The organism is Achromobacter sp. 413638 (assembly GCF_043119405.1).
Lineage (GTDB): Bacteria > Pseudomonadota > Gammaproteobacteria > Burkholderiales > Burkholderiaceae_B > Achromobacter.
Window position 1 is genome coordinate 42,062 of sequence record NZ_JBICCO010000012.1, and the last position, 25,957, is coordinate 68,018.

At 66.9% G+C, this 25,957-nt stretch carries 23 protein-coding genes; 6 read left to right on the plus strand and 17 right to left on the minus strand.

What is annotated here, in order from left to right; genetic code table 11:
* Window positions 1-12: 12 nt before the first annotated feature.
* From nuoI to ACEU5R_RS07425, 10 genes are all read right to left on the minus strand, one after another.
* Window positions 13-501: an NADH-quinone oxidoreductase subunit NuoI gene (gene nuoI, locus ACEU5R_RS07380; RefSeq protein WP_103273066.1), complete on the minus strand. Its 489-nt coding sequence runs from the start codon at window positions 499-501 to the stop codon at window positions 13-15.
* Window positions 502-522: 21 nt separating this feature from the next.
* Complete coding sequence (nuoH, locus tag ACEU5R_RS07385) at window positions 523-1,596, minus strand: NADH-quinone oxidoreductase subunit NuoH (protein WP_103273065.1); 1,074 nt, start codon at window positions 1,594-1,596, stop codon at window positions 523-525.
* Window positions 1,596-3,923 (minus strand): NADH-quinone oxidoreductase subunit NuoG, encoded by a 2,328-nt coding sequence (gene nuoG, locus ACEU5R_RS07390; RefSeq protein ID WP_392409673.1) that lies wholly within the window; start codon window positions 3,921-3,923, stop codon window positions 1,596-1,598. The genes nuoH and nuoG overlap by 1 nt, the downstream gene beginning before the upstream one ends.
* Before the next feature lie 15 nt (window positions 3,924-3,938).
* Complete coding sequence (gene nuoF / locus ACEU5R_RS07395) at window positions 3,939-5,306, minus strand: NADH-quinone oxidoreductase subunit NuoF (RefSeq protein ID WP_392409674.1); 1,368 nt, start codon at window positions 5,304-5,306, stop codon at window positions 3,939-3,941.
* The gene (gene nuoE, locus ACEU5R_RS07400; RefSeq protein ID WP_103273062.1) at window positions 5,303-5,797 is read right to left on the minus strand and encodes an NADH-quinone oxidoreductase subunit NuoE; all 495 of its coding nucleotides are present in this window, start codon (window positions 5,795-5,797) and stop codon (window positions 5,303-5,305) included. The genes nuoF and nuoE overlap by 4 nt, the downstream gene beginning before the upstream one ends.
* Before the next feature lie 49 nt (window positions 5,798-5,846).
* Entirely contained in the window at window positions 5,847-7,103 is a 1,257-nt protein-coding gene (locus ACEU5R_RS07405; protein ID WP_103273061.1) for an NADH-quinone oxidoreductase subunit D, read from the minus strand.
* Between the two features lie 3 nt (window positions 7,104-7,106).
* Window positions 7,107-7,733, minus strand: coding sequence for an NADH-quinone oxidoreductase subunit C (locus ACEU5R_RS07410; RefSeq protein ID WP_103273060.1), 627 nt, complete (start codon window positions 7,731-7,733; stop codon window positions 7,107-7,109).
* Window positions 7,734-7,805: 72 nt separating this feature from the next.
* On the minus strand, window positions 7,806-8,282 hold the full coding sequence (locus ACEU5R_RS07415) for an NADH-quinone oxidoreductase subunit B family protein (protein ID WP_003813941.1): 477 nt from the start codon (window positions 8,280-8,282) through the stop codon (window positions 7,806-7,808).
* 27 nt (window positions 8,283-8,309) lie between these two features.
* On the minus strand, window positions 8,310-8,669 hold the full coding sequence (locus ACEU5R_RS07420) for an NADH-quinone oxidoreductase subunit A (RefSeq protein WP_212313950.1): 360 nt from the start codon (window positions 8,667-8,669) through the stop codon (window positions 8,310-8,312).
* A 302-nt stretch (window positions 8,670-8,971) separates the two neighbouring features.
* Window positions 8,972-10,114, minus strand: a complete 1,143-nt coding sequence (locus ACEU5R_RS07425) for a porin (protein WP_392409678.1) — start codon at window positions 10,112-10,114, stop codon at window positions 8,972-8,974.
* 484 nt (window positions 10,115-10,598) lie between these two features.
* Here ACEU5R_RS07425 and ACEU5R_RS07430 point away from each other — a divergent pair, with 484 nt between their 5' ends.
* Genes ACEU5R_RS07430 through ACEU5R_RS07440 form a run of 3 tightly spaced genes read left to right on the plus strand, consistent with a single transcriptional unit; the run spans window position 10,599 to window position 12,105 of the window.
* The gene (locus tag ACEU5R_RS07430) at window positions 10,599-11,222 is read left to right on the plus strand and encodes a TetR/AcrR family transcriptional regulator (RefSeq protein WP_103273057.1); all 624 of its coding nucleotides are present in this window, start codon (window positions 10,599-10,601) and stop codon (window positions 11,220-11,222) included.
* Complete coding sequence (locus ACEU5R_RS07435; protein WP_103273056.1) at window positions 11,219-11,665, plus strand: PaaI family thioesterase; 447 nt, start codon at window positions 11,219-11,221, stop codon at window positions 11,663-11,665. Before ACEU5R_RS07430 ends, ACEU5R_RS07435 begins: the two co-directional genes overlap by 4 nt.
* Entirely contained in the window at window positions 11,662-12,105 is a 444-nt protein-coding gene (locus tag ACEU5R_RS07440) for an NAD(P)-binding domain-containing protein (protein ID WP_103273055.1), read from the plus strand. Before ACEU5R_RS07435 ends, ACEU5R_RS07440 begins: the two co-directional genes overlap by 4 nt.
* On the opposite strand, the gene ACEU5R_RS07445 is transcribed toward ACEU5R_RS07440, so the two are convergent.
* The 7 genes from ACEU5R_RS07445 to axyZ all read right to left on the minus strand — a co-directional run bounded on the left by ACEU5R_RS07445 (window position 12,073) and on the right by axyZ (window position 19,956).
* Window positions 12,073-12,843, minus strand: coding sequence for a phosphatase PAP2 family protein (locus ACEU5R_RS07445; protein ID WP_392409679.1), 771 nt, complete (start codon window positions 12,841-12,843; stop codon window positions 12,073-12,075). The two genes, ACEU5R_RS07440 and ACEU5R_RS07445, sit on opposite strands and share 33 nt — an antisense overlap.
* 88 nt (window positions 12,844-12,931) lie before the next feature.
* Window positions 12,932-13,723 carry a metallophosphoesterase family protein gene (locus ACEU5R_RS07450; protein WP_392409680.1) on the minus strand — a complete coding sequence of 264 codons (792 nt, stop codon included), beginning with the start codon at window positions 13,721-13,723 and terminating at the stop codon, window positions 12,932-12,934.
* On the minus strand, window positions 13,720-14,697 hold the full coding sequence (locus ACEU5R_RS07455) for a diacylglycerol kinase family protein (RefSeq protein WP_103273052.1): 978 nt from the start codon (window positions 14,695-14,697) through the stop codon (window positions 13,720-13,722). Before ACEU5R_RS07455 ends, ACEU5R_RS07450 begins: the two co-directional genes overlap by 4 nt.
* A gap of 106 nt (window positions 14,698-14,803) precedes the next feature.
* A complete protein-coding gene (locus ACEU5R_RS07460; protein WP_392409713.1) occupies window positions 14,804-16,603 on the minus strand; it encodes a gamma-glutamyltransferase family protein in 1,800 nt (599 codons plus the stop codon).
* 65 nt (window positions 16,604-16,668) lie between these two features.
* Window positions 16,669-18,171: an ABC transporter substrate-binding protein gene (locus ACEU5R_RS07465; protein ID WP_392409681.1), complete on the minus strand. Its 1,503-nt coding sequence runs from the start codon at window positions 18,169-18,171 to the stop codon at window positions 16,669-16,671.
* 210 nt (window positions 18,172-18,381) lie between these two features.
* On the minus strand, window positions 18,382-19,278 hold the full coding sequence (locus ACEU5R_RS07470; protein WP_392409682.1) for a LysR family transcriptional regulator: 897 nt from the start codon (window positions 19,276-19,278) through the stop codon (window positions 18,382-18,384).
* Between the two features lie 39 nt (window positions 19,279-19,317).
* On the minus strand, window positions 19,318-19,956 hold the full coding sequence (gene axyZ, locus ACEU5R_RS07475; protein WP_103273049.1) for a multidrug efflux transcriptional repressor AxyZ: 639 nt from the start codon (window positions 19,954-19,956) through the stop codon (window positions 19,318-19,320).
* 267 nt (window positions 19,957-20,223) lie between these two features.
* Here axyZ and ACEU5R_RS07480 point away from each other — a divergent pair, with 267 nt between their 5' ends.
* The 3 genes from ACEU5R_RS07480 to oprZ are packed head-to-tail and all read left to right on the plus strand — an operon-like array spanning window position 20,224 to window position 25,931.
* Window positions 20,224-21,399 carry a MexX/AxyX family multidrug efflux RND transporter periplasmic adaptor subunit gene (locus ACEU5R_RS07480; protein ID WP_392409683.1) on the plus strand — a complete coding sequence of 392 codons (1,176 nt, stop codon included), beginning with the start codon at window positions 20,224-20,226 and terminating at the stop codon, window positions 21,397-21,399.
* 6 nt (window positions 21,400-21,405) lie between these two features.
* Window positions 21,406-24,546 (plus strand): multidrug efflux RND transporter permease subunit, encoded by a 3,141-nt coding sequence (locus tag ACEU5R_RS07485; RefSeq protein WP_392409684.1) that lies wholly within the window; start codon window positions 21,406-21,408, stop codon window positions 24,544-24,546.
* Window positions 24,543-25,931: a multidrug efflux RND transporter outer membrane subunit OprZ gene (oprZ, locus tag ACEU5R_RS07490; protein WP_392409685.1), complete on the plus strand. Its 1,389-nt coding sequence runs from the start codon at window positions 24,543-24,545 to the stop codon at window positions 25,929-25,931. Before ACEU5R_RS07485 ends, oprZ begins: the two co-directional genes overlap by 4 nt.
* Window positions 25,932-25,957 lie beyond the last annotated feature (26 nt).

A 25,957-nucleotide genomic window follows, 5' to 3' on the forward strand; every position in this document is an offset into this window, starting at 1 on the left:
AGGACCCTGGGCTCAACGGTAGGGAGCGTCTTCGGCCCGGCGGCGGGCGATGTCGGCTTCGTAGCGGTCGCCCACGGCGAGCAGCATGTCTTTGGTGAAGTACAGGTCGCCGCGCTTTTCACCGTGGTATTCGTGGATGTGCGTTTCCACGATCGAGTCCACGGGGCAGCTTTCCTCACAGAAGCCGCAGAAAATGCACTTCGTCAGGTCGATGTCGTAGCGCGTGGTGCGGCGGGTGCCGTCCTCGCGCTGGTCCGATTCGATGGTGATGGCCATCGCCGGGCACACCGCTTCGCACAGCTTGCAGGCGATGCAGCGCTCTTCGCCGTTGGGATAACGGCGCAGCGCGTGCAGGCCACGGAAACGCGCCGACATCGGCGTCTTTTCCTGGGGGTAGCGCAAGGTGACCTTGCGCTTGAAGAAATACTTGCCCGTCAGGCGCATGCCCTTGAGCAATTCGGTCAGCATCAGGCTGCCGAAGAAATCCTTGATCGCTTCCATATCGTGCCTCTGCCTGGCGGCTTAGCGCCAAATATTCCAGGGCGTCTGCATCCAGATCGCCACAACGACCAGCCACACGCCGGTCAGCGGGATGAAGATCTTCCAACCCAAACGCATGATCTGGTCGTAGCGGTAACGCGGGAACGACGCGCGGAACCAGACGAACAACGAGACCACCACGAACGTCTTCAGGCCAAGCCAGATCCAACCCGGAACCCAGGTCAGCGGGGCAATTTCGATCGGAGCGGTCCAGCCGCCCAGGAACATGATCGAGGCCATGCAGGACAGCAGGATCATGTTGGCGTATTCGCCCAGGAAGAACAGCGCGAAGGCCATGCCCGAGTATTCGACCATGTGGCCGGCCACGATTTCCGATTCGCCTTCGACCACGTCGAACGGGTGACGGTTGGTTTCGGCCACGGCCGAGATCACATAGATCACGAACAGCGGCAGCAGCGGCAGCCAGTTCCAGGACAGGAAGTTCAGGCCCTTGTCGGCGAACCAGCCGCGGGTCTGGCCCATCACGATCTCGGACATGTTCAGGCTGCCCGACACCAGCAGCACGGTGACCAGCACGAAACCGATGGCCAGTTCGTACGACACCATCTGCGCCGAGGCGCGCAGCGCGCCCAGGAAGGCGTACTTGGAGTTCGAGGCCCAGCCGGCCACGATCACGCCGTACACGCCGATGGACGTGATGGCCATGACGTACAGCAGGCCGGCGTTGACGTTGGCCAGCACCACGTCGGGGCCGAAGGGCACCACGGCCCAGGCCGCCAGCGCGGGCATCAGGGTGACGACCGGCGCCACCACGAACAGCACCTTGTTGGCTTCGCTGGGGACCACGACTTCCTTGGTCAGCAGCTTGAACACGTCGGCGAAAGGCTGCAGCAGCCCCTTGAAGCCCACGCGGTTCGGTCCCATGCGGACGTGCATGGCGCCGATCATCTTGCGTTCCCAGTACGTCAGGTACGCGACGCACAGGATGATGGGCACTGCGATCACGACGATCTTGATGATCGTCCACAGAACCAGCCAGACCGTCGGGCCGAGCAACGCCTGGCCGTGGCTCTGGAGAACATTAAGCCATTCCATCAGGCACGCTCCACGCTGATTTGACCGAATGCGCCACCCAGGGCCACGGTGCTTTCAAAGGCTGCGGAGATGCGCAGGGCGCGATCGGCCACGGCATCATCCTGCACGGTTTCGAGTTCGACGGCGCCCTGCCCGCCCGTCACGCGCACCTTGACGCCGGCCGTCAGGCCGAGGCTGGTGAGCGTGCGGCCGTTCATGCGCGCGGCGGGCTGCTTCGAGGCCGGCGCGGCCTGCAGCGGCTCGGAACGGCGCACCATGGCGTCGCTGCGATAGATCGGCACGTCGGCCACGCGCTCCAGGCCGCCCAGGACCTGGCCCAGGCCCGGCTGGGCCTTGATGGCGTTGGACAGGCGATTTTCCACGCCGCCGGCCAGCACGGTGTCGCGCACGGACTCGGAGGTCTCGTCGTCGAAGCCGGCCAGATGCAGGACGTTGCCCAGCACTCGCAGGACCTTCCAGCCCGGACGGGTCTGGCCGAACGGCGCAACCGTACCCTTGAAGCTTTGCGGCAGGCCCTGGGCGTTGACGTAGGTGCCCGAGGTTTCGGTGAACGGCGACACGGGCAGCATGACATCGGCCCAGTCGGCGGCGGCCGAGCGGTACGGGGTCAGCGCGACGGCGAACTGCGCGCCGCGCAGCGCGGCCACGGCCTGGCCGCCGTTGTCGGCGTCCAGCAACGGCTCGGCGTGCAGCACGACGTAGGCCTTCAGCGGCTCGGCCAGCATGGCGGCGGCGTTCTTGCCGCCCTGCCCCGGCACGGCGCCAGCCAGATAACCGCCGACGGTGTTGCCGCCGGAGGTCAGGAAGCCGAACTTGCCGCCGGCCAGCGCGGCCACGGCCTGGCCATTGGCGGCCAGGGTCGAGGCCTGGGCGCTGGCCACGGCCAGGTTGCCCATCAGCACGGCGCTGTTGGAACCCGAGGCCAGGCTGGCGGCGATGATCTTGGCTTGTTCACCCGGCGTGACCGAGGCGAACTCGGCCGGCACGGCCTGTTCCTTGGCCTGAGCCAGCGCGACGGCCACTTCGGCCAGCGCGCGCGCCAGCTCGGAGGGCGCCACGGTGATGCGCCCGGCGACCGGCATCAGCGGATCGTCGGCGGCGCTGTCGACCAGCAGGATCTGCGTGCCGCGCTTGGCGGCCTGGCGCAGGCGCTGGGCCATCAGCGGGTGGTCCTTGCGCAGGAACGAACCGACCACCAGCACGCGGTCCAGGTTGTCCAGCTCGGCGATGGGCATGCCCAGCCACGGCGCGCCCGACAGGGCGGCGTCGAAGGACGCGTCGGTCTGGCGCAGGCGGAAGTCGATGTTCTCGGAACCCAGCGCGCGGACCAGGCGGCCCAGCAGCGCGTACTCTTCAAGCGTGGCGTACTCGGAGGCCAGCGCGCCGATCTGGCCGGCGCCGAAGCTGTCGCGCACGCGCGACAGGCCTTGGGCCACGGCCTGGAGCGCGTCGGCCCAGGAGGCTTCCTGCCACTTGCCGTCGGCGCCCTTGATCATGGGCGCGGACAGGCGGTCTTCGCTGTTCAGGCCTTCATACGAGAAGCGGTCGCGGTCGCTGATCCAGCATTCGTTGACGGCTTCGTCCTCGAACGGCACCACGCGCATGACGCGGTCGCCCTTGACCTGGATGACCAGATTGGCGCCCAGGCTGTCGTGCGGGCTGACCGAGCGGCGGCGGGCCAGCTCCCAGGTGCGCGCGCTGTAGCGGAAGGGCTTGGAGGTCAGCGCGCCCACCGGACAGATGTCGATCATGTTGCCCGACAGTTCGGACTCGATCGAGCGGCCCACGAAGGACGTGATCTCGGAGTGTTCGCCACGGCCGAGCATGCCCAGCTCCATGACGCCGGCGATTTCCTGGCCGAAGCGCACGCAGCGGGTGCAGTGGATGCAGCGGCTCATTTCCTCGGCCGACACCAGCGGGCCCAGGTCCTTGTGGAACACCACGCGCTTCTCTTCCTGGTAACGCGAGGAAGAGCCGCCATAGCCCACGGCCAGATCCTGCAGCTGGCACTCGCCGCCCTGATCGCAAATCGGGCAATCCAGCGGGTGATTGATCAGCAGGAATTCCATCACCGACTGCTGAGCGGCGCGAGCCTTCTCGGAGCAGGTGTGCACGACCATGCCGTTGGTAACGGGGGTGGCGCAGGCGGGCAGCGCCTTGGGCGCCTTTTCCACTTCAACCAGGCACATGCGGCAGTTGGCCGCGATGGACAGTTTCTTGTGGTAGCAGAAATGCGGCACGTAAAGCCCGATCTTCTGGGCCGCATGCATCACCATGCTGCCTTCGGGCACTTCGACCTTATTGCCGTCGACGGTTAGTTCAACCATTGCTGTTCCTGAGACCTACAGATATTGCGGGACCACACAAGACTTGTGCTCGATGTGGTGCGCGAATTCGTCGCGAAAATGCTTGAGGAAGCCACGCACGGGCATGGCCGCGGCGTCGCCCAGGGCGCAGATGGTGCGGCCCATGATGTTGCCCGCCACGTTGTCCAGCATGTCCAGATCTTCCGGACGGCCGTGGCCGGTCTCAATGCGGTGCACCATGCGGTACAGCCAGCCGGTGCCTTCACGGCACGGCGTGCACTGGCCGCAGCTTTCCTCGAAATAGAAATACGACAGGCGCATGAGCGACTTGACCATGCAGCGCGTCTCGTCCATGACGATCACGGCGCCCGAACCCAGCATGGAGCCCGCCTTGGCGATGGCGTCGTAGTCCATGGTGGTGTCCATCATGATGTCGGCGGGCAGCACCGGAGCGCTGGAACCGCCGGGGATCACGGCCTTGAGCTTCTTGCCGCCGCGCATGCCGCCGGCCAGCTCGAGCAACGTCGAGAACGGGGTGCCCAGCGGGATCTCGTAGTTGCCGGGACGCTCGACGTCGCCGGAGATCGAGAACAGCTTGGTGCCGCCGTTGTTGGGCTTGCCGACCTCGAGGTAGGCCTGGCCGCCGTTGCGGATGATCCAGGGCACCGCCGCGAAGGTCTCGGTGTTGTTGATGGTGGTGGGCTTGCCGTACAGGCCGAAGCTGGCCGGGAACGGCGGCTTGAAGCGCGGCTGGCCCTTCTTGCCTTCCAGCGATTCGAGCAGCGCGGTTTCTTCGCCGCAGATGTAGGCGCCGTAGCCATGGAACGCGTGCAGCTGGAAGTTGAATTCCGAGCCCAGGATCTTGTCGCCCAGGAAGCCGGCGGCGCGCGCCTCTTCCAGCGCCTCTTCGAAGCGTTGGTAGACCTCGAAGATTTCGCCGTGGATGTAGTTGTAGCCCACGCTGATGCCCATCGCGTAGGCGGCGATGGCCATGCCCTCGATCACGATGTGCGGGTTGAAGCGCAGGATGTCGCGGTCCTTGAACGTGCCCGGCTCGCCTTCGTCGGAGTTGCAGACGAGGTACTTCTGGCCGGGGAACGCGCGCGGCATGAAGCTCCACTTCAGGCCGGTCGGGAAGCCCGCGCCGCCACGGCCGCGCAGGCCCGAGGCCTTGACCTCGGCGATCACGTCCTCCGGCTTCATGCCGGTGGTCAGGATCTTCTTCAGGGCTTCGTAGCCGCCACGTTTGACGTAGTCGGCCAGGCGCCAGTTGGCGCCGTCGACGTCGGCCATGATCTGCGGCTTGATGTGCCGGCCGTGCAGGCACATGGAATTGGCCAGGTCGTTCAGCGGATTGGGATCCAGACCTTGCGAGAACTGCTTGTAGATGTCGGGCGCGTTCATGCCGACTCTCCTTGCGCCTTCAGGGCCGCGACCAGCGCGTCCAGCTTTTCTTCCGTCATGCGCACGCACATGTGCTTGTTGTTGACCAGCAGCACGGGGGAATCGCCGCAGGCGCCCATGCACTCGCCTTCCACCAGCGTGAACTGGCCGTCGGCGGTGGTTTCCTTCCAGTCGACGCCCAGCTTGCGCTTGAGGTAATCGCCGACGCGTTCGCCGTCGCGCAAGGCACAGGGCAAGTTCGTGCAGACCGAGATCTTGTTCTTGCCGACGGGCTTGACGTCGAACATGTTGTAGAAAGTGGCGACTTCCTGGACCGCGATGGGCGGAACGCCGATGTAGTTGGCCACATCCTCGATGATGTCGGTCGCCAACCAGCCCTTTTCTTCTTGCGCGATGGCAAGCGAGGCCATGATGGCGGACTGCCGCTGGTCGGCCGGGAACTTCGCGAGTTCTCGGTCGATTTTCTGGTAGGCCTGTTCGGAAAGCAGCATAGTTTGAATCCGGGTTATGCGGTCGTGCTCGTGACGGTCTCTGGGCGGATCAGCGGTCGATCTCGCCGAAAACGATGTCCTGCGTACCGATGATGGTGACGGCGTCGGCGATCATATGACCGCGCGACATTTCATCCAGCGACTGCAGATGGGCGAAGCCGGGCGCGCGAATCTTCAGGCGGTACGGTTTGTTGGCGCCGTCGGACACCAGATAGATGCCGAACTCGCCCTTCGGGTGCTCGACCGAGGCGTAGGACTCGCCGGGCGGCACGTGGAAGCCTTCGGTGAAGAGCTTGAAGTGATGGATCAGCTCTTCCATGTTGGTCTTCATGGCGGTGCGCTTGGGCGGGGCGATCTTGTGATTCTCGATCATGACCGGGCCCGGGTTGTTGCGCAGCCATTCCACGCACTGGCGGATGATGCGGTTGCTCTGGCGCATTTCGGCCACGCGGACCAGGTAGCGGTCGTAGCAGTCGCCGTTCACGCCCACGGGGATGTCGAAATCGAGCAGATCGTAGACTTCGTAGGGCTGCGTCTTGCGCAGGTCCCAGGCCACGCCGGAACCACGCAGCATCGGGCCGGTGAAGCCCAGCGCCTTGGCGCGATCGGGATCGACCACGCCGATGCCCACCAGGCGCTGCTTCCAGATGCGGTTGTCGGTGAGCAGGGTTTCGTACTCGTCGACGCAACCGGGGAAGCGGTTGGTGAAGTCCTCGATGAAGTCCAGCAGCGAACCGGAGCGCGCATCGTTCATGGCGCGCACTTCCTTGTCGCCACGGTACTTGCTGGTGTCACCGTACTGCGGCATCGAATCCGGCAGGTCGCGATAGACGCCGCCCGGACGGTAGTAGGCCGCGTGCATGCGCGCGCCCGAGACCGCTTCGTAGCAGTCCATCAGGTCTTCGCGTTCACGGAAGGCGTACAGGAACACCGCCATGGCGCCCACGTCCAGCGCGTGCGAACCCAGCGACATCAGGTGATTCAGCAGACGCGTGATTTCGTCGAACATCACGCGGATGTACTGGGCGCGCAGCGGCGCTTCCACGCCCAGCAGCTTCTCGATGGCCATGACGTAGGCGTGTTCGTTGCACATCATGGACACGTAGTCCAGGCGATCCATGTAGGGCAGCGCCTGGATGTAGGTCTTGTGCTCGGCCAGCTTTTCGGTCGCGCGGTGCAGCAGGCCGATGTGCGGGTCGGCGCGCTGGATGACTTCGCCGTCCAGTTCCAGCACCAGGCGCAGCACGCCGTGCGCAGCCGGGTGCTGCGGGCCGAAGTTGAGCGTGTAGTTCTTGATTTCTGCCATGACTTAATGCCCCAAGCCGTAGTTGTCTTCGCGGACCACGCGCGGCGTGATTTCGCGCGGATCGATCGTGACCGGCTGGTAGATGACGCGGCGCTGTTCGGGGTCGTAGCGCATTTCGACGGTGCCCGACAGCGGGAAGTCCTTGCGGAACGGGTGGCCGATGAAGCCGTAGTCGGTGAGGATGCGGCGCAGGTCGGGATGGCCTTCGAAGACGATGCCGTACAGGTCGAACGCCTCGCGCTCGAACCAGCCCACGCCGGGCCAGCATTCCATCAGCGAGGCGACCATCGGGAACTCGTCATCGGACGCCCAGGTGCGCACGCGCAGGCGCCAGTTGTGCTCGATCGACAGCAGGTGCACCACCACGGCGAAGCGCGAGCGGTGGACGCGGGCGTTGGTTTCCTCGGGCAGCTGGCGCGTGCCGTTGCCCCAGGTCAGGTAGTCGACGCCACAGAGGTCGACACAGGTTTCAAAGCGCAGGCCGGCTTCGGTGCGCAGCTTGGTGCAGACGGAGAACCATTGTTCCGCAGGCACTTCGAGCGTCAGCTCGCCCAGCGCCTCGGTCAGCGCGATATCCGCGCCGAGGGTGGTCTGCAAATTGGTCTTCAGGGTTTCGAGCCTGGTCATCATCTTGTACGCTTAGGTGAACCGTTACGCTGCTTCGCGGGGCTGGCGGCTAGGCCTGCCGCCCTGTGCGAAAGCTCAGCGCGCAATCGTGTTGGTCAGACGGATCTTGTTCTGCATCTGCAGCAAGCCGTACACCAGCGCCTCGGCCGTGGGCGGGCAGCCCGGCACGTAGACGTCTACCGGTACGATGCGGTCGCAGCCGCGGACCACCGAATACGAGTAATGGTAGTAACCGCCGCCATTGGCACAGGAGCCCATCGACACCACCCAGCGGGGCTCGGGCATCTGGTCGTAGACCTTGCGCAGCGCCGGGCCCATCTTGTTGCACAGCGTGCCGGCCACGATCATCAGATCGGACTGGCGCGGGCTGGGGCGGAAGATGATGCCGAACTGGTCCAGGTCGTAGCGGGCCGCGCCCGCGTGCATCATTTCGACCGCGCAACAGGCCAGGCCGAATGTCATGGGCCACATCGAGCCAGTTTTCGCCCAGTTCAGGAACTTGTCGGCGCTGGTGGTGATGAACCCTTGCTTGAGAATGCCGTCTATAGCCATATTCGTCTCTGATAGCGTGCCCGGAAATTATTCCCAGTCCAGCGCGCCCTTTTTCCATTCGTAGATGAAGCCGACGGTCAACACGGCGAGGAAAACCATGACCGTCCAGAAGCCGACGATTCCGACCGTGCCCTGGGCGATGGCCCACGGGAACAGGAACGCGATTTCCAGGTCGAAGAGGATGAACAGAATCGCCACGAGGTAATAGCGCACGTCGAACTTCATGCGCGCGTCTTCGAAGGCTTCGAAGCCGCACTCGTAGGGGGAGAGCTTTTCAGCGTAAGGCCGGCGCGGGCCGAGCAGGGAGCCGGCCGTCAGAAGCGCAAACCCGATAAGGGTGGCCACTCCGATAAACAGCAGGACGGGAAAATACTGTTGCAGGTTCATTCAGGCGTCCGTCAAATGCGCAAACCTTAGGATTGTAGCATTCGCGCGGTTACTTCTGGCTGAACTCTGTAGCCTGAACAGCGGGTGAAAGACTGCATTCCTTATTTGGAACAATCGCAGTTTTCACGAGTGAAATCGCAGGATACACCACATTGCTCTCACCCCAGCGAAAACGCTTCGCAATCAATGTTTGCGAGTACCGGCTCGCATAAAAAAACCACCCCGAAGGGTGGTTTTACACGAACGGACCGAAGCCCGTTCGTGAGCCTTAAATCCAGGCAGGACTTGCGCCCTGCTTAGGATTAGAAGCGGTGACGCAGGCCCACGCCGACGGCGGTCGACTTCAGGTCTTCGACCAGGGCGTAGTTCTTCGAGTACGAACCGTAGGCGTACAGGTTGGTACGCTTGGACAGGTCGTAGGTGTAGCCCAGCGAGAAGACGTGCATCTTCTTCAGGTCACGATCCTTGGCGTAGTCACCCTTGGGGTCAACCATTTGCCACGAACCGAACACGTTGCTGGCGCCACCGATCGGAGCCGACAGACCGACCAGGTACGAGTTGGCCTTGAAGTCCTTGCGGAAGGTGTTGGTGAACTCGTCCGAAGCAACCTTGCTCAGAACCGAGTTGCCGTTCACGCCCGGGCCAGCGAACCAGCCGTTTTGCGTGCGGCTGACAGCCAGAGCCAGCTTGACCACTTCGAAGTCGTACGAACCACCCAGGATGTACTGGCGCGCGGTCGTATCGGTGTCGTCGGTCTTGCCGGCGTTCGAACGGTTCAGTTGGTCGTACGAGAACGCGACGTTCAGCGGGCCGTTGACGTAACGCAGGCCGGTGGTGATGGCGCGGGTATTGTCGGCGGTGCGGAAGCCGGTTTCGGACGTCTTGTTGTCATCGGCGTTGAACGAGTAGCCCAGGCCGAACTGGAAGCCGCTGAACGACGGGGTTTGGTACATCACCATGTTGTCGTAGCGTTGCGTGTTGGCAGCGCTGAAGGCGGTACCGATGTTGGCTTGGCCGAAACCAGCGCCGAACGGATCGATCGAGCCGAAGTACTTCGAGGCGATGTTGGTTTGACGACCGAAGTCCAGTTGACCCCAGCTGTCGCTGGCCAGACCGATGGTGGCTTGGCGGCCGAACAGACGCGAGCTTTGGCCCGACTTGCCGTTGCCCGAATCAAAGCCCGATTCCAGTTGGAAAACAGCGCGCAGGCCGTCACCCAGATCTTCCGAACCACGCAGACCCCAGCGCGAACCGTTCTGCACGCCGTTGATCATGCCGACCTTGCTGCCGTTCTGAATGCCGTACGGATTGCTGTCCTTGGCACCGCTGATCTTGTTGTAGCCGATACCCGTATCGATGATGCCGTACAGGGTGACAGACGTTTCTGCCTGGGCGACACCGGCGAAACCGGCGAGCAGGGCGGCAGCGAGCAGAGTCTTTTTCATTTAAGAAATCTCCGTTGATTTGAGTGACAAGAGCAGCAATCCAGCAAACCAGCCTGCCGCCCCCCTAACTCCGCGAAGGGAAGTTGGTGCTATTGCATCAAAAATCGGGGGGACTGGCTATGGTGAAGGCCAGAAAAGTGCAGGTTTGCGACAGGCTTGTTGGGATCTTGCAACATCACAACAAGGCGATGGCGCAGCTGCTAGGGCTAACCCTTGATCGCCAGGACGAGCACGTATTCATGCGACCTTCAGCCCTGGCCCCGATATTCACGGGGGTCGCCGAGGCGTTCTTTCGGAGCGCTTTCGGGTGCCGGCGCGTCTCCCGCATGGGTCCTGAGGACCGATACAGCGGACTTTATCGCCTTGATGGCCACCGTCCCATACTCGCTTTCCTTATGCCTTCAATACCTCAGCCAAATAACGTTGTTATCTATAAAAATCGTCGATATCATTTGATGCACAAATCCGACTTCGAAAGCCAATCATGAGCACCCCGCCCGCCGCGCCAGCGCGCCCCGACCGTAATGAACAGTTGAACGCGCTGCGTCGCCAACTGATCATGGACGCCGCCCAGCGGGTGTTCGAGCGCGACGGTCTGGAAAAAACCACCATCCGCGCCATCGCCAGCGAGGCGGGCTGCACCACCGGCGCGGTCTATCCGTGGTTCGCCGGCAAGGAGGCGATCTATGGCGCCTTGCTGGATGAATCGCTGCAACGGCTGCATGCGCACCTGATCGACACCGCGGCACGCAGCCTCCCCGGCTCGGCCGCGCGCGACGCTATCCGCGCCTTCTTCGGCTATTACGCAGACCGGCCCACCGACTTCTCGCTGGGCCTGTACCTGTTCCGCGGCCCGGGGCCGCGCGGGCTGGGGCGCGAAATGGACGAGCAGCTCAACGGCCGGCTGCGGGACAGCATCGACCTGCTCGGACAGGCGCTGGCCCGCACCAAGCCCTGGGACGCGGCGACGATCGCGACCGAGCAGATGAACACCTTCACCTATCTGATGGGCCTGCTGCTGCTGTTGCACACCCACAGGCTGAAGTCCCTGGGCCAGCAGGCCGACGCGCTGCTGGACCAATATTGCCTCGTCCTGGAGCAACGATGACCGACCTCGCCGTTCCCCCCGCCCGCGCCGACGCCCCGCGCATCAGCCTGGCTGACTTCCATGCGCTGCTGACCGAGCAGCACCCCTTCTCCCTGCTGCTGGGCATAGAGATGACGCAAATCGGTTACGGCACCGCGCGCGCGGTGCTGCCGGCTCGCGACTCCCACCAACGATTGGGCGGCATCGTCGCCGGCCCCATGCTGATGGGGCTGGCCGACCTGGCGATGTACGCCGCCGTGGTTGGCGCGACCGGGCAGGCCCATGCGGTGACCGCCAGCCTCACCATCAATTTCCTGCGCAAGAGTCCGGCCGGCGCCATCGTGGCCGATGCCCGCCTGCTCAAGGTCGGCCGTCTGTCGGCGGGCGAAGTCATCCTGACCTCCGAGCATTCCGATGAACCGCTGGCGCACATCGTCAGCACTTGGTCGGTGCCCAAACCATGAACAGCCCCCGCATCAGCATCGTCGGCCTGGGATCGACCGGCACCCGCGCCGCCCGGCAGCTGCTCGAAGCCGACCCCGATCTGGCGCTTACGGTCTACGACATCGAACCGTCGCGCTGCGAGGAGTTCCGAGGCACCGCCACCCTGGCGACCTCCGCTCGCGAGGCGCTGGCCGAATCCGACACCGTGGTGCTGGCGCTGCCGCGCGAGCGCGAGATCGACCGTACGCTGGAACGCTTCAGCGACGGCGAAGTGACCGCCCCGGTACGCGGCAAGCTCATCGTCGACCTGGAACCGCCGGAAGCGGGACGCGCGCGCATCCTCGGGCAGGCAATCAGGAATGCGGGCGGCCGGTACGCCTGCCCGGCCCTGCTCGCCCAGGCGGGCCTGAGTCCGGCCGAGGCGCGGCTAGTGGACGCGCTGGCCCGCGTCGCGGCCTGAGGCGCGCAGGCCCTCGGCCAGTCCCACGCACAGGATCATCCAGGCCAGGCTGATGGCCCAGCCGGCCGCCACGTCGCTCGCGAAATGCACCTGCAGCAAGACGCGGCTCAGGCCGATGGCGGTCACCAGTGCCGCCGCCAGGGCCAGGCTGGGCCTGCGCCAGGGCGCCGGCGCCAATCTCCAGATCAGATAACAGGCCGTGCCGTAGACCGCCATCGCGGCCGAGGCATGGCCGCTGGGAAAACTCCAGCCGACGACCGCGGTGTAGTCATGGTTGAAATCCGGCCGCAAGCGTTGGAAACCATGCTTGAGCAGCCAGTTCAACGCGCCGCCCAGTCCGGTCGCGGCGGCGCAGAACAAGGCCAGCCCCTTGTATCCGCGCCACAGCAGCCACAGCACTGCCAGCACGCAGGACAGCGCCAGCAAGTCGCGGTCGCCCAGGAACGTGAACCAGGACAGCAGCCAGAGAAAGGCGTCCGGCATGGCGCGGCCCAAGGCATTCGCCAGGGCGCCGTCGAACGCGACCACGGCGCCGGGCCGGCGCACCGCCACGGCCAGCGCCAGAAAGACCAGCAACGCCAGTCCGGCGCCGCCCGCGCCCAGCACAGTGCGGCCGCGCGCCTCGACCGCCAGCCAGGCGCGCGCCGCGCCCAGGGCGAGCAGCGCCGCCAGGCAAGGCAGCAGAAGGAACAGCAGCAAGGCGTGCTCGGCGGCCCAGGCCGCGCTGGCGTCGATCATGTCGGAAAACGGCTAAACAAGAAATCCCGGGCTTGGAGCCAGGCAGGCCCGGCAAGCCGGCGGACGGCCGGCGCGCCTGCCCGAAACGCTACAGATCCACCCGCGTCTTGTCTACCGGCTCGAAAGCATGGGTGCCGGCGGAGTAGTCCCAACGCTCGACATGGCATGCGGATACCCCGTCGACCTCGTCGCGGACGATGAGGTTCACCGAATTGGGCACCTTGCCCCGCACGCGCCAGGAACACGTGGTGCCCGCCTGCGCCACCCAGCCGGCCGTCGGCCGGTCCGCCAGGATGGGCATGACGTAGGGCAGATGGATATGGCCGCCCAGGATCAGGTCCACGCCGGCCTGGGTCCAGGCCGCCAGCGCGCGCTCGCGCCCGAACAGCAGGTTGTGCACGTCGGACTCGACCTTGGCCCGCACCGGATGATGCGCCACCACCACCCGCAGTTGCCCGGGCCGGGCCTGCCGCAGCCGCTGCGCGACGCGCGCGATCTGGGCCTCGGAGATTTCTCCGTCCTTGCGACGCCGCGGCCGGGTGGTGTTCACTCCGATGGCCAGCAGGCCGGGGTTCTCGAACACGGGCTCAAGCACCGCGCCCAGCGCCCGCTTGTAGTTGCCATACGGATTGAGCGCGCGGGCAAACACATTGAACAGGGGAATGTCATGATTGCCGGGCACCGCCAGCACCGGCAGCGACAGGCGCTCGATGAAGGCGCGCGCCGCGGCGAACTGGCGCCGGCGCGCGCGCTGGGTGATGTCGCCGCTCAGCACGACCAGGTCGGGCGCCTGGGCGGCGGCCAGGTCCAGCGCGGCCTCGACCACGGCCTTGCGCTCGGTGCCGAAATGCGTGTCGGAAAAATGCAGGATACGGGTCATGTAGATACGGTGTCGGAGTCTTGCTCGCCAGGCGTCACCAGCGGCAACGCGTCCTCGGCCACCTTGAACTCCAGCGGAGTGTTCATCCAGGAGATCTCGCCGTCCATCGCGACCTTCACGCGGCGACGGCCGCGGATGCGCACGACCAGGCGGTCGAATGCGAAATTGACGACCTGTTCGGCCTCGCCCAGCCGGCTGAACAGGCCGCGCAACAACAACCCATACAAGGCCAGCGTGCCCACCGGATGCGCCGCCATGGCGATCAGGCGTTGCCGGTCCAGCTCGTCGGCCGGGATCCCCACGTGCTCGAGTTGCAGCTTGTTGTTGCCCACGACCAGCGTCGGCGTGCGCAGATCGCGGACGCGGCCTTCGTGCTCGAGCTGCAGGCCCAGCTGGCGCGGCGCGCGCATCAGCGTGACCAGCCCGGACCACAATGCCACCAGCCGGCTGCGGCCGAACTTCTGCTTGAAGGCCTCGCGGTCCTCGAGCAACTGCGGGTACAGGCCCAGGCTGGCATTGACCAGGAACGGCCTGTCATTGAGCAGCCCGACCTGCACCGGCCGGACCTGCCCTCGCAGCAGCCCGCGCAGGGCGACCTCGGTTTCCTGGGAAATGCCGTAGCGCCGGCCGAAATAATTGAAGGTGCCCTGCGGCAGGATGCCGAACGGCACGCCCTGCCCCAACACCGCGGCGGCCACCGTGTTGAGCGTGCCGTCGCCGCCCGCGCCCACGACGATGCCGTTTTCGGCGCGGGCGCGCCGGACTGCTGCGCGCGCCGTGTCGGCCAGGCGCGACGGGTCGTCCACCGGCATGAGTTCATGCCGCCGGCCGGCTTCGTCCAGCACGCGGCGGATGGTCTCTTGCAAGACCTGCGCGTCGCCGCGTCCGGAGCCGGTATTGAGGACGATGAACAGCGGTTCTTGTCCCGTCAGGGACTGAGCCCCTGCGGTCGGGCTCTCTGGGGGAGGCGTCATGCGGCAAAGATAGCGTATGGCGGTGAGCCACCGCAACCCGCCTCCGGGCGTGCGTGGCGACACGCGCGGCAAGCACGCCGCGCGCGCCGACCCACGACGCCTCCGCTCAGCGACCGATGGCGTAGGCCTGCATCAGGCGCGGCGTGGCCGCCGCATGCAGCAGGCCGTCCGGATCGCGCGAGGCCGCGGTCAGGCGGCCCACCGACCATTCCGCCGCCTCTTCCACGACATGGCCGCGCTGGCGCAACTGTTCGATCACCGCCGCGCCGATGCTGGCCTCGACCGCCAGATGGCCGGGCTTGCGGTCGCGCGGATAGAACGAGCTGGGGAAATGCGAGGTATGCGACATGGGCAGGTCGATGGACTCCTGCAGATTCAGGCCGTGATGGACGTGACGCAGGAAGAACAGCAGTTGCCATTGCTCCTGCTGGTCGCCGCCGGGCGTGCCGAAGGCCATGTAGGGCGCGCCGTCGCGCAGCGCCAGCGTCGGGGTCAGCGTGGTGCGCGGCCGCTTGCCCGGCGCCAGCGTGCCCGGCAGCCCTTCCTCCAGCCAGAACATCTGCGCCCGCGTGTTCAGCCCGAAACCCAGGGCGGGAATGACGGGCGAGGACTGGAACCAGCCGCCCGAAGGCGTGGCCGAGATCATGTTGCCCCAGCGGTCGATCACGTCCACGTGGGTGGTGTCGCCGCGCCGCGCCGACGCGGCCGCTCCCGCCGGCGCGACGACGGCCGGCGCCGCGCCCGGTTCCGTGACCTTGGACAGGCGCCGCAAGGTATCCATCACGCGGTCCACCTGGGCCTCGAAACCCGCCAGGCGGCCGGGCGACAGCTCATGCGACGCCTGCTCGCCGATCAGCCGTCGGCGCGCCGCGTTGTAGTCCTCCGACAGCAGGCGCTCCAGCGGCACATCGACGAACGCAGGGTCGCCGTAATAGGCCTCGCGGTCAGCGAAGGCCAGCTTCATCGCCTCGGTGACGCGGTGGATGAACTCGGCGCTGGCCGGGCCCGCGCCGGCCAGGTCCATGTCCTTGAGCAGCGCCAGCGTCTGCAGGAACACCGGCCCCTGGCTCCAGGCGCCGGCCTTGGCCACGGTGTAGCCGTGATAGTCGTACGTGGCCGGCGCGTCGTAGCTGGCCGACCAGCCGGCCAGGTCGTCCGCCGTCAGCACGCCGCGATGGCGCGCGCCGCTTTCGTCCATGACCTCGGTGCCCCGGGCGAAGGCGTCGATGGCCTCGGCCACGAAGCCCCGGTAGAACACGTCGCGCGCGGCTTCGATCTGGCGCTCGCGGTCCGCGCCCGCGCTTTCCGCTTCCGTCAGCAGCCGCGTCCAGGTGCGCGCCAGCGCCGGATTGCGGAACAGCTTGCGCGCCTCGGGCACCGCGCCGCCGGGCAGGTAGATCTCGGCGGTGGACGGCCAATGGGTCTGGAAGAAATCCTTGAGCCCCGCGATGGTGTTGGAGATGCGCGGCATCAGCGCATGGCCGTGCTCCGCGTAGTAGATGGCGGGCTCCAGCACGTCGCGCAATCGCATGGTGCCATGGTCGCGCAGCAACAGCATCCAGGCGTCGAACGCGCCCGGGATCACGGTGGCCAGCAGGCCATTGCCGGGAATCAGCGACAAGCCTTCGGCGCGGTAGCGTTCCAGCGTGGCGCCGGCGGGCGTGCAGCCCTGGCCGCACAGCACTTCAACCTTGCCCGTGCGGGCCGAATAGAACACGGCCGGCGTCTCGCCGGCGGGGCCGACCAGGTGAGGCTCGACCACCTGCAGCACGAAGGCGCTGGCGACGCAGGCGTCGAAGGCGTTGCCGCCGCGCTCCAGCAGGGACATGCCGGCGGCGCTGGCCAGCCAGTGGGTCGAGGTCACGACACCGAAGGTGCCGAGGATTTCAGGACGAGTCGTGAACATCATGATGGCATCGAAGAAAGAAAAAAGGCGGAACCCGGATCCGGGTTCCGCCGTGGCGGCTGCGCTTATTTGCCGGCGACGGACACGCCCTTCAGGCGGATCAGCCCGTCAGGATAGGGCACGAAGCCTTCCACCTTCTTCTGCACGCCGAAGGTCCAGGGCAGGTAGAAGAGATAGATGATGGGGCGCTGCTCTTCCAGCACGGCCAGCACCTGGTCGTACATGGCGCGGCGCTTGACCGGATCGGCCTCGGCCCGGGCGTCGTTCAGCAGCTTGTCGACGGCGGGGTCGCAGAACTTGCCGTCGTTCAGGTTGCCCTTGCAGCTCAGGTACTGGTGGATGTTGCCGCTGGGATCGACTCGGCCCGACCAGCCGCTCTGGCCGACCACGAAGTCGCCGCGCGCCAGCGACGACTGCAACGAGGCGAACTCCACCGGCCGCAGCGTGATGTCGAAGCCGGCCTCGGCGCCCATGGCCTGGATCAGCTCGAACACCTGCTGCATGGTGGTGTTGTTGCCGAAGGTGATCTCGAACCTGACGCGATCCAGCCCGGCTTCCTTCAGCAGCGCCTGCGCTTTCTTGGGATCGCGCCCGGTGTGTTCGACCGCCTTGTTGAAGGCGAAGCTGGCGGGCGGGAACGGCTGGTGGGCGGGCTGGAACATGCCTTCGCCGATCACCTGGTTCAGCACGTCGCGGTCGATGGCCAGGTCCAGCGCCTGACGCACGCGCTTGTCCTTGGCCAGCGGGTTGTCTGCGCGCGCGCCGTTGGCCAGATTGACCGAGATGGCCTGGAAGCCCAGGCCCGTCACCGGCGCCAGCCGCAGGCTGGCGTCATCCTTGACCGCCTTGGCGTCGCTCGGCGCCACGCGCTCGATGATGTCCAGGTCGCCGGCGCGCAGATTGTTCAGGCGCACCGTGTTGTCGGGAATCGGGATGAAGACCAGGCGATCGAAGTGGTAGCTGGCTGCGTCCCAATACTTGGGAAATTTCTCGAGCACGATGCGATCGTTCTGCACCCGCTCCTTGAACTGGTAGGGACCCGAGCACACCGGCTTGCCGCCGGGATCCTTGTCGAAGGCGGCCGGCGACATCATCATGCCGGCGCGGTCGGACAGCTGCGACAGCAGCGAGGCATCGGGCTCGGACAGGCGCAGCACCACGGTCTCGGCATCCGGCGCCTCGACGCTGGCGACCGTGGCCAGCTCGCTCTTGCGGTTGCTGTCGGGCAGCGTGCGCGCGCGTTCCAGATTGGCCTTGACCGCGGCCGCGTCCACCGGCGCGCCGTCATGGAACACCGCGTCCTTGCGCAGCTTGAAGGTCAGCGTCTTGTTGTCGTCGCTGGTGCTCCACGATTGCGCCAGCTGCGGCACGATCTTCAGGTCCGGGGTGATGTCGACCAGCTTGTCGCACAGCGACGCGAAGACGATGCGGCCGACGAAAGTGCGCGCGCGCACCGGGTCGAGCACATCGGGATCGTCCTGCAGGCCGATACGAAGGGTGGACTGGGCTTGCGCCAATCCGGTGGACATCATGGCCGCCAGGGCCGCCACGAGGCAAAGTTTACGCATCAAGAATCTCCATTGTTTCTTATACGGGCCGCCCGCCGGCGGGTTCCGGCATTCCGGTCCGGCCTGTGCAGGCAACCCGAAGCGACGCCGCGACGCCAGGCCCATCCCCCCGTCGCGCACGCGCATGGCGGATTCTGCGCCATGCGCGCGGGGCTTGTATAGCGTGGCGAGCGCGAATGGCCTGGGCGCGGACACTGCCGCGCGCCGGGCTCAGGGCAGGCGGCAGGGCGCGGAGAAGTCCGCCGCGCGCAGGACGGCATCGCGCATCTGCGTGATCAGCGCGCGCGCGTCATCGCGGCGGAATTGGAAGGAATACGGCAGCGCGGCCAGGGCCGGCTCGCCGTCAAGCACGCGCAGGCTGCCCTCGGCCTCGAGCGCGGCGGCCCAGTGGCTGGGCAGCAGGCCCACGCCGGTGCCCTCGATCAGCAGGCCGGCGATGGCGCCCCAGTTATTGCAGCAAAGCCGCTCGCCCGGCGCCTCGCGCCCGGCCAGCCAGTCGTCGATGATGCGGGTGGTGCCCGCGCCCTCCGGCAGCGTCACCAGCGGCAGCCGGGCCAGCAGCGCGGGACTCATGCGGGTTTCGCCTTGCAGCGCCGCAGGCGCCGCGACCCAGGAAAAGGCCGCCTGCCCGATGGGCGCGGACGCGATGCCGACGCGCGACGAACGGCCCGCGATCACGGCGAAATCCAGTTCACCGTCGGCCACGCGCTGCTCCAGCACCTGGCCGATGTCGACATAAGGTTCCAGCACCAGTCCGGGATGGGCGGCGCGCACCACGCCGATCAGGCGCGGCAGCCAGGTCAGCGCGGTCAGTTCACCCACGCCGAAGCGGCAGCGCCCGACGAGGCCGGCGCTTTGCGCCACGGACGCACGGATCCGCTCGGCCGACGCCAGCATGTCGCCGGCCTGGGGCAGCAGGCGCTGGCCGGCCTCCGTCAGCGCGGCCTTGTGCCCGCTGCGGTCGAACAGCGGCTGGCCCAGCGCCTCCTCCAGTTCGGCGATGCGCTTGGACAGCGACGATACCGACAGGTGCAGGCGCTCGGCGGCCACGGCGAAACTGGCGCAGGTGGCCGCCCAGTAGAAGGCTTCGAGTTGCTTGAGCGTCATGGCCGGATTGTAGGCTCGGGCCGGGCCTGACGGCGGCTGCTAGGCCGCTTGCGCCAGGCGCAGGTGCGGCGAGAACCGCAATGTGTCGATGGCGGCGCGGAGCATGCGCTCGACGCGCGGCCAGATATCGCCTTTCAGGCGATCGGACCAACAGATGCTGCCGAACACCCCCTCGATCAGGGAGTGCAGGTAGACGTTGGACAGGCGCACGTCCAGCGCGCCGGGCAGGTCTTCGTTGCGCACCGCGGCGCGCAGCAGTTTTTCGGAATTGCGCAGGGCATGGCGTTCCCAGATGTCCCGTCGTCGCAGCAGCGGCGCATTCTCGTCGCTCTGCTCGCACTTGTCGTAGAGGATTTCCAGCACACGCTGCATCGACCCCTCTTCCGAGTAGATGCGCACGTATTGCAGCATCGACGCGTACAGGGACTCCAGCGCCTTGCCGTCGGCGCGGACCCGGGTCAGCGCCACGGCCGCGGCCAGCGCGCGGTCGCTCATGGCGACGCAGACATCGATCTTGTTCTTGTAATGGCCGTAGACGGCGCCCCTGGACACGCCGGCGTGGTCGGCGATGTCGCCCATGGTGGTGTTGGCCACCCCCTTGGACATGAACACGTGCTCGGCCGCATCCAGGATGCGGTCGCGGGTGCGTTGGGATTCTTCTTTCGTCTTGCGGGCCATTCGGATATCTCCTTGAAATGAAAGGTTGAGGGAAAAGGGACACGGGGCGGCGCCTGCGCGGCGCGGGCCCCTTCAAAAAAAAGCGGCGCCCGCTATGCGAACGCCGCCGATCCGCACTGTTAACAATTGTGCGAACGGGAGCATACTTTCGAACAAAACATTTAATCAAGCATGACGGATTAAATGATAGACTGCGATCCCCACCGGGAAAAGTGCGCACTTTCCCTCATCTGGCCCGCCCCGGGCGCCTACAACAATTTCTAAAAAATGAAGCAACGAGTCCTCCGCCGCACGCTCGCATCCTTGTCAGTATTAATTCTTATTACGGCTTGTTCCAAATCCGAGCCCCAGGACGAAGCCAAGGCGCCCGCCGAGGTCGGGATCGTCATCGCCCGCGCCACCCCCACCGCCGTCGCCTCCGAGCTGCCCGGCCGGATGGAGCCCTACCGCGAAGCCGAAGTGCGCGCGCGGGTGGCCGGCATCGTCACCTCGCGCCTCTATGAGGAAGGCCAGGACGTCAAGCGCGGCGACGCGCTGTTCCAGATCGACCCGGCGCCGCTGCAGGCCGCCTACGATTCCGAGGCCGCCAACCTGGCTCGCGCCCAGGCCAGCCTGTCCGCCGCGGCCGACAAGCTGCGCCGCTATGCCGACCTGGTCGGCGACCGCGCCATCAGCGAACGCGACCACGCCGAGGCCGCCGCCGACGAACGCCAGGCCCGCGCCCAGGTGGCGCTGGCGCGCGCCAACCTGCAAAGCGCCAAGCTGAAGCTGGACTATGCGCGCGTCACCTCGCCCATCGACGGCCGCGCCCGGCGCGCGCTGGTGACCGAGGGCGCGCTGGTGGGCGAAGGCCAGGCCACGCCGCTGACCGTGGTGCAGCAGATCGATCCGATCTACGTCAACTTCGCCCAGCCGGCCGCCGAGGTGCTGCGCCTGCAGAAGCAGATCCGCGACGGCCAACTGCAGGGCATCGAACCCGACAAGCTGCGCGTGCGCCTGCTGCTGCCCGACGGCACCGAGTACGCCCGCACCGGCGCGCTGTCCTTCGCCGACCTGGCGGTGGACCCCGGCACCGACAACGTGACCATGCGCGCCCTGTTCGACAACCCGCGGCGCGACCTGCTGCCCGGCATGTACGTGCGCGTGCGCCTGGAACAGGCCATCAACCGCGACGCCTACCTGGTGCCGCGCGACGCGCTGCTGCGCGACGCCTCCGGCGCGCATGTGCTTGTGGCCGGCAAGGACGGTGAATTGCAGGCCGTCGCCGTGACGGCGCGCAACATACAGGGGCCGAACTGGGTCGTCACCGATGGCCTGAAGGGCGGCGAGCGCGTCGTGGTCGAGAACGTCTCGCAGCTGGCGCCCGGCCAGAAGATCAAACCGGTGGAGCGGGCCGCGCCCAAGGCGCAGGCTCCCGCCGAAGGAAACTCCAACAAAGGTTAAACCGCCATGGCGCGTTTTTTCATCGATCGCCCCGTCTTCGCCTGGGTGATCTCGCTGCTCATCGTGCTGGCCGGCGTGCTGTCCCTGCGGGCCCTGCCCGTGGCGCAGTATCCGGACATCGCCCCGCCCGTCGTCAACGTGGGCGCCAGCTATCCCGGCGCTTCGGCCAAGGTGGTCGAGGAAGCCGTCACCGCCATCATCGAACGCGAGATGAACGGCGCTCCCGGCCTGCTCTACACCACGGCCAGCAGCGACTCCACCGGCTGGGCCAGCATCAACCTGGTGTTCAAGCAGGGCACCAACCCCGATCTGGCCGCCGTCGAAGTGCAGAACCGGCTCAAGGCCGTCGAACCGCGCCTGCCCGAGGCCGTGCGCCGCGACGGCGTGCGCGTGGAGAAGGCCGCCGACAACATCCAGCTGGTGGTGTCGCTGAAGTCCGACGGCCGCCTGGACGACATGCAGCTCGGCGAGCTGGCGGCGTCCAACGTGCTGCAGGCCCTGCGCCGCGTCGACGGCGTGGGCAAGGTGCAGCTGTGGGGCGCGGAAGCCGCCATGCGCATCTGGCCCGACCCGGCCAAGCTGACGGCCATGTCGCTCACGCCGGGCGACATCGTCAACGCGCTGCGCGCGCACAACGCCCGCGTCACCATCGGCGACCTGGGCAGCCAGGCCGTGCCGGCCAGCGCGCCGCTGAACGCCAGCATCGTCGCCACCGAAACGCTGCAGACGCCCGAGCAGTTCGCCAACATCCCGCTGCGCGCGCAGCCTGACGGCGCCACGCTGCGCCTGAAGGACGTGGCGCGGGTCGAGCTGGGCGGCACCGACTATATGTACCTGTCGCGCGTCAATGGCCAGACGGCCACGGGCCTGGGCATCAAGCTGGCGCCCGGCTCGAACGCCGTGGACACCACCCGCAAGATCCGCCAGACGATGACCGAGCTGGCCCAGTATTTCCCGGCGGGCGTGACCTGGGACATCCCCTACGAGACCTCCACCTTCGTGGAGATCTCGATCAAGAAGGTGGTCACCACGCTGCTGGAGGCCATCGCCCTGGTGTTCTGCGTGATGTACCTGTTCATGCAGAACTTCCGCGCCACGCTGATCCCCACGCTGGTGGTGCCGGTGGCGCTGCTGGGCACGCTGGGCGTGATGCTGGGCCTGGGCTATTCGATCAACGTGCTGACCATGTTCGGCATGGTGCTGGCCATCGGCATTCTGGTGGACGACGCCATCGTGGTGGTCGAGAACGTCGAGCGCATCATGGCCGAGGAAGGCCTGTCGCCGCACGACGCCACGGTCAAGGCCATGGGCCAGATCAGCGGCGCCATCATCGGCATCACCGTGGTGCTGGTGTCCGTGTTCGTGCCGATGGCCTTCTTCGACGGCGCGGTGGGCAATATCTACCGTCAGTTCTCGGTCACGCTGGCGGTGTCGATCGCCTTCTCGGCCTTCCTGGCGCTGTCGCTCACGCCGGCGCTGTGCGCCACCCTGCTGCGGCCCATCCCGGCCGGCCACCACGAGAAGCGCGGCTTCTTCGGCTGGTTCAACCGCGCCTTCGTCCGCCTGACCGCCGGCTACACCGCGCGCGTCGCCGGCGTGCTGTCGCGCCCGGTGCGCTTCGGCCTGGCCTACGCCGCCGTGATCGCGGCGGTGGCGCTGCTGTTCGTGCGCCTGCCCTCTTCCTTCCTGCCGGAAGAAGACCAGGGCAGCTTCAACGCCATGGTCATCCTGCCGCAGGGCGCGACCCAGGCCGAGACCCGCAAGCTGGTACTGGAAGTCGAGAATTACATGATGAAGCACGAACCCGTGCGATTCGTGTATTCCGTCAGCGGCTTCAGCGAATACGGCAGCGGCCCGAACTCGGCCATGTTCTTCGTCACGCTGAAGGACTGGAAGGAACGCCACGGCGCGGACATGCACGTGGACGCCGTGGTCGCGCGCGTCAATAAGGCCTTCGCGGACCACAAGAACGCCATGGTGCTGGCGCTGAACGCGCCGCCCCTGCCGGAGCTGGGCTCGACCTCGGGCTTCGATTTCCGGCTGCAGGACCGCGCCGGCCTGGGCTACCAGGCCCTGACGAAGGCCCGCCAGCAGCTGCTGGCGGCCGCCGCCGAACATCCGGCGCTGGCCGAGGTCACGCACGCAGGCCAGGGCGAAGCCCCGCAGCTGCAACTGCGCATCGACCGCGACAAGGCCCAGGCCATGCGCGTGTCGATGGAGGAAATCAACACCGCGCTGGCGGTGATGTTCGGCTCGGACTATATCGGCGACTTCATGCACAACGGCCAGGTGCGCCGCGTGACGGTGCAGGCCGACGGCAAGAACCGCGTCGACGTGGAGGACGTGTCGCGCCTGCACGTGCGCAATGCGCAGGGCCAGATGGTGCCCATGTCGGCCTTCGCCACGCTGGACTGGGCCATGGGACCGCCGCAGCTGAACCGCTACAACGGCTTCCCCGCGTTCAAGATCAACGGCTCGGCCGCGCCCGGCCACAGCAGCGGCGAGGCCATGCGCGCCATGGAACAGCTGGCTTCGGAACTGCCGCGCGGCATCGGCTTCGCCTGGTCGGGCCAGTCCTACGAGGAAAAGCTGTCCGGCAACCAGGCCAACGTGCTGTTCGCGCTGTCCATCCTGGTGGTGTTCCTGGCGCTGGCCGCGCTGTATGAAAGCTGGGCCATTCCGCTGGCGGTGATCCTGGTGGTGCCGCTGGGCGTGATCGGCGCGCTGCTGGGCGTGACGCTGCGCGGCATGCCCAACGACATCTACTTCAAGGTCGGCCTGATCGCCACCATCGGCCTGTCGGCCAAGAACGCGATCCTGATCGTGGAAGTCGCCAAGGACCTGGTGCGCGACGGCCAGGGTCTGCTGTCGGCCACGCTGGAAGCGGCGCGGCTGCGGCTGCGCCCCATCATCATGACCTCGCTGGCCTTCGGCGTCGGCGTGCTGCCCCTGGCCCTGGCCGGCGGCGCGGCCTCCGGCGCGCAGATCGCCATCGGCACCGGCGTGCTGGGCGGCATCATCACCGCCACCGTGCTCGCCATTTTCCTGGTGCCGCTCTTTTTCCTGGTCGTGGGCAGGCTGACGGGCATGGACGCCCGTCGCAAGCAGCCGGCCCCGCACCGCGAACCGCTGGAGAACACGCCATGAAACCCGTGGCCCTGACCCTGTTGGCCCTGGCGTTGACGGGCTGCTCGATGGCGCCGACCTACGAGCGTCCCGCCGCGCCCGTGCCGGCCGCCTATGACACCCCCACCCAGTCCGGCCAGGCCGAGATGCCGCAGGACTGGAAGGACTATTTCAACGACCCGGCGCTGCGGGCCTGGATCGCCGCCGCGCTGGCCAACAACCGCGACCTGCGCGTGGCGGCCCTGCGCATCGAGGAAGCGCGCGCGCTGTACGGCGTGCAGCGCGCCGACCGGCTGCCGTCCGTGGACGGCACGGCCGGCTACAGCCGCAGCCGCGCGTCCGATCCCGGCCCGTCACGCGATGCGATCAGCCAGCAGTACCGCGCCGGCGTCGGCATCACCGCCTTCGAGCTGGACTTCTTCGGCCGGATCAAGAGCCTCACCGACGCGGCGCTGGAGCGCTACCTGGCCAGCGCCGAGGCGCACCGCGCCGCCGCGCTGTCGCTGGTGGCCGAAACCGCCACGGCCTATTTCAACGAGCGTTCGCTGGCCGAGCAGCAGCGGCTGACCCGCAGCACGCTGGAATTGCGCGAGACCACACTGACGCTGACCCAGCGCCGCTACGACGCCGGCCTGGAAACCGCCATGGGCCTGCGCACCGCGCAGATGCTGGTGGAATCGTCGCGCGCCACGCTGGCCGAACTCAGCCGCGAGCACAGCCAGGCCGTGCATGCGCTGGGCCTGCTGGCGGGTGATTTCTCGCTGCCGCCCGACGCCGACCAGACGCCGTTGGAAAGCCAGAGCCTTACCCCGCTGGCGGCCGGCCTGCCGTCGGCGCTGCTGACGCGGCGTCCGGATCTGCGCCAGGCGGAGAACACGCTCAAGGCGGCCAACGCCGATATCGGCGCGGCGCGCGCGGCCTTTTTCCCGTCGGTGCAGCTGACCACGGACATCGGCAGCACCGCCAGCAGCTTCTCGGACCTGTTCGGCTCGGGCAGCGGCGTCTGGCAATTCGCGCCCAAGCTGACGCTGCCGATCTTCAACGCCGGCCGCAACAGCGCCAGCCTGTCGCTGGCCGAAACCCGCAAGCACATCGCGGTGGCCCAGTACGAAGGCAGCATCCAGACCGCCTTCCGCGAAGTGGCCGACGCGCTGTCGGCGCGCGATGCGCTGCGCCAGCAGATCGAGGCCCAGCGCAAGGTGCGCGACGCCGATCGCGAACGCCAGCGCCTGGCCGAGCGGCGCTATGCGCGCGGCGTGGCCAACTACCTGGAGATGCTGGACGCGCAGCGCAGCCTGTTCGAGTCGGAGCAGGAGTTCATCCGCCTGCAGCAGCGCCGGCTGGTCAATGCGGTGACGCTGTACAAGGCGCTGGGCGGCTGGGAACAGGGTTCGGGCGCGAGCTGAGCAGGGTCCGCGCTCGGCGGGTCCGG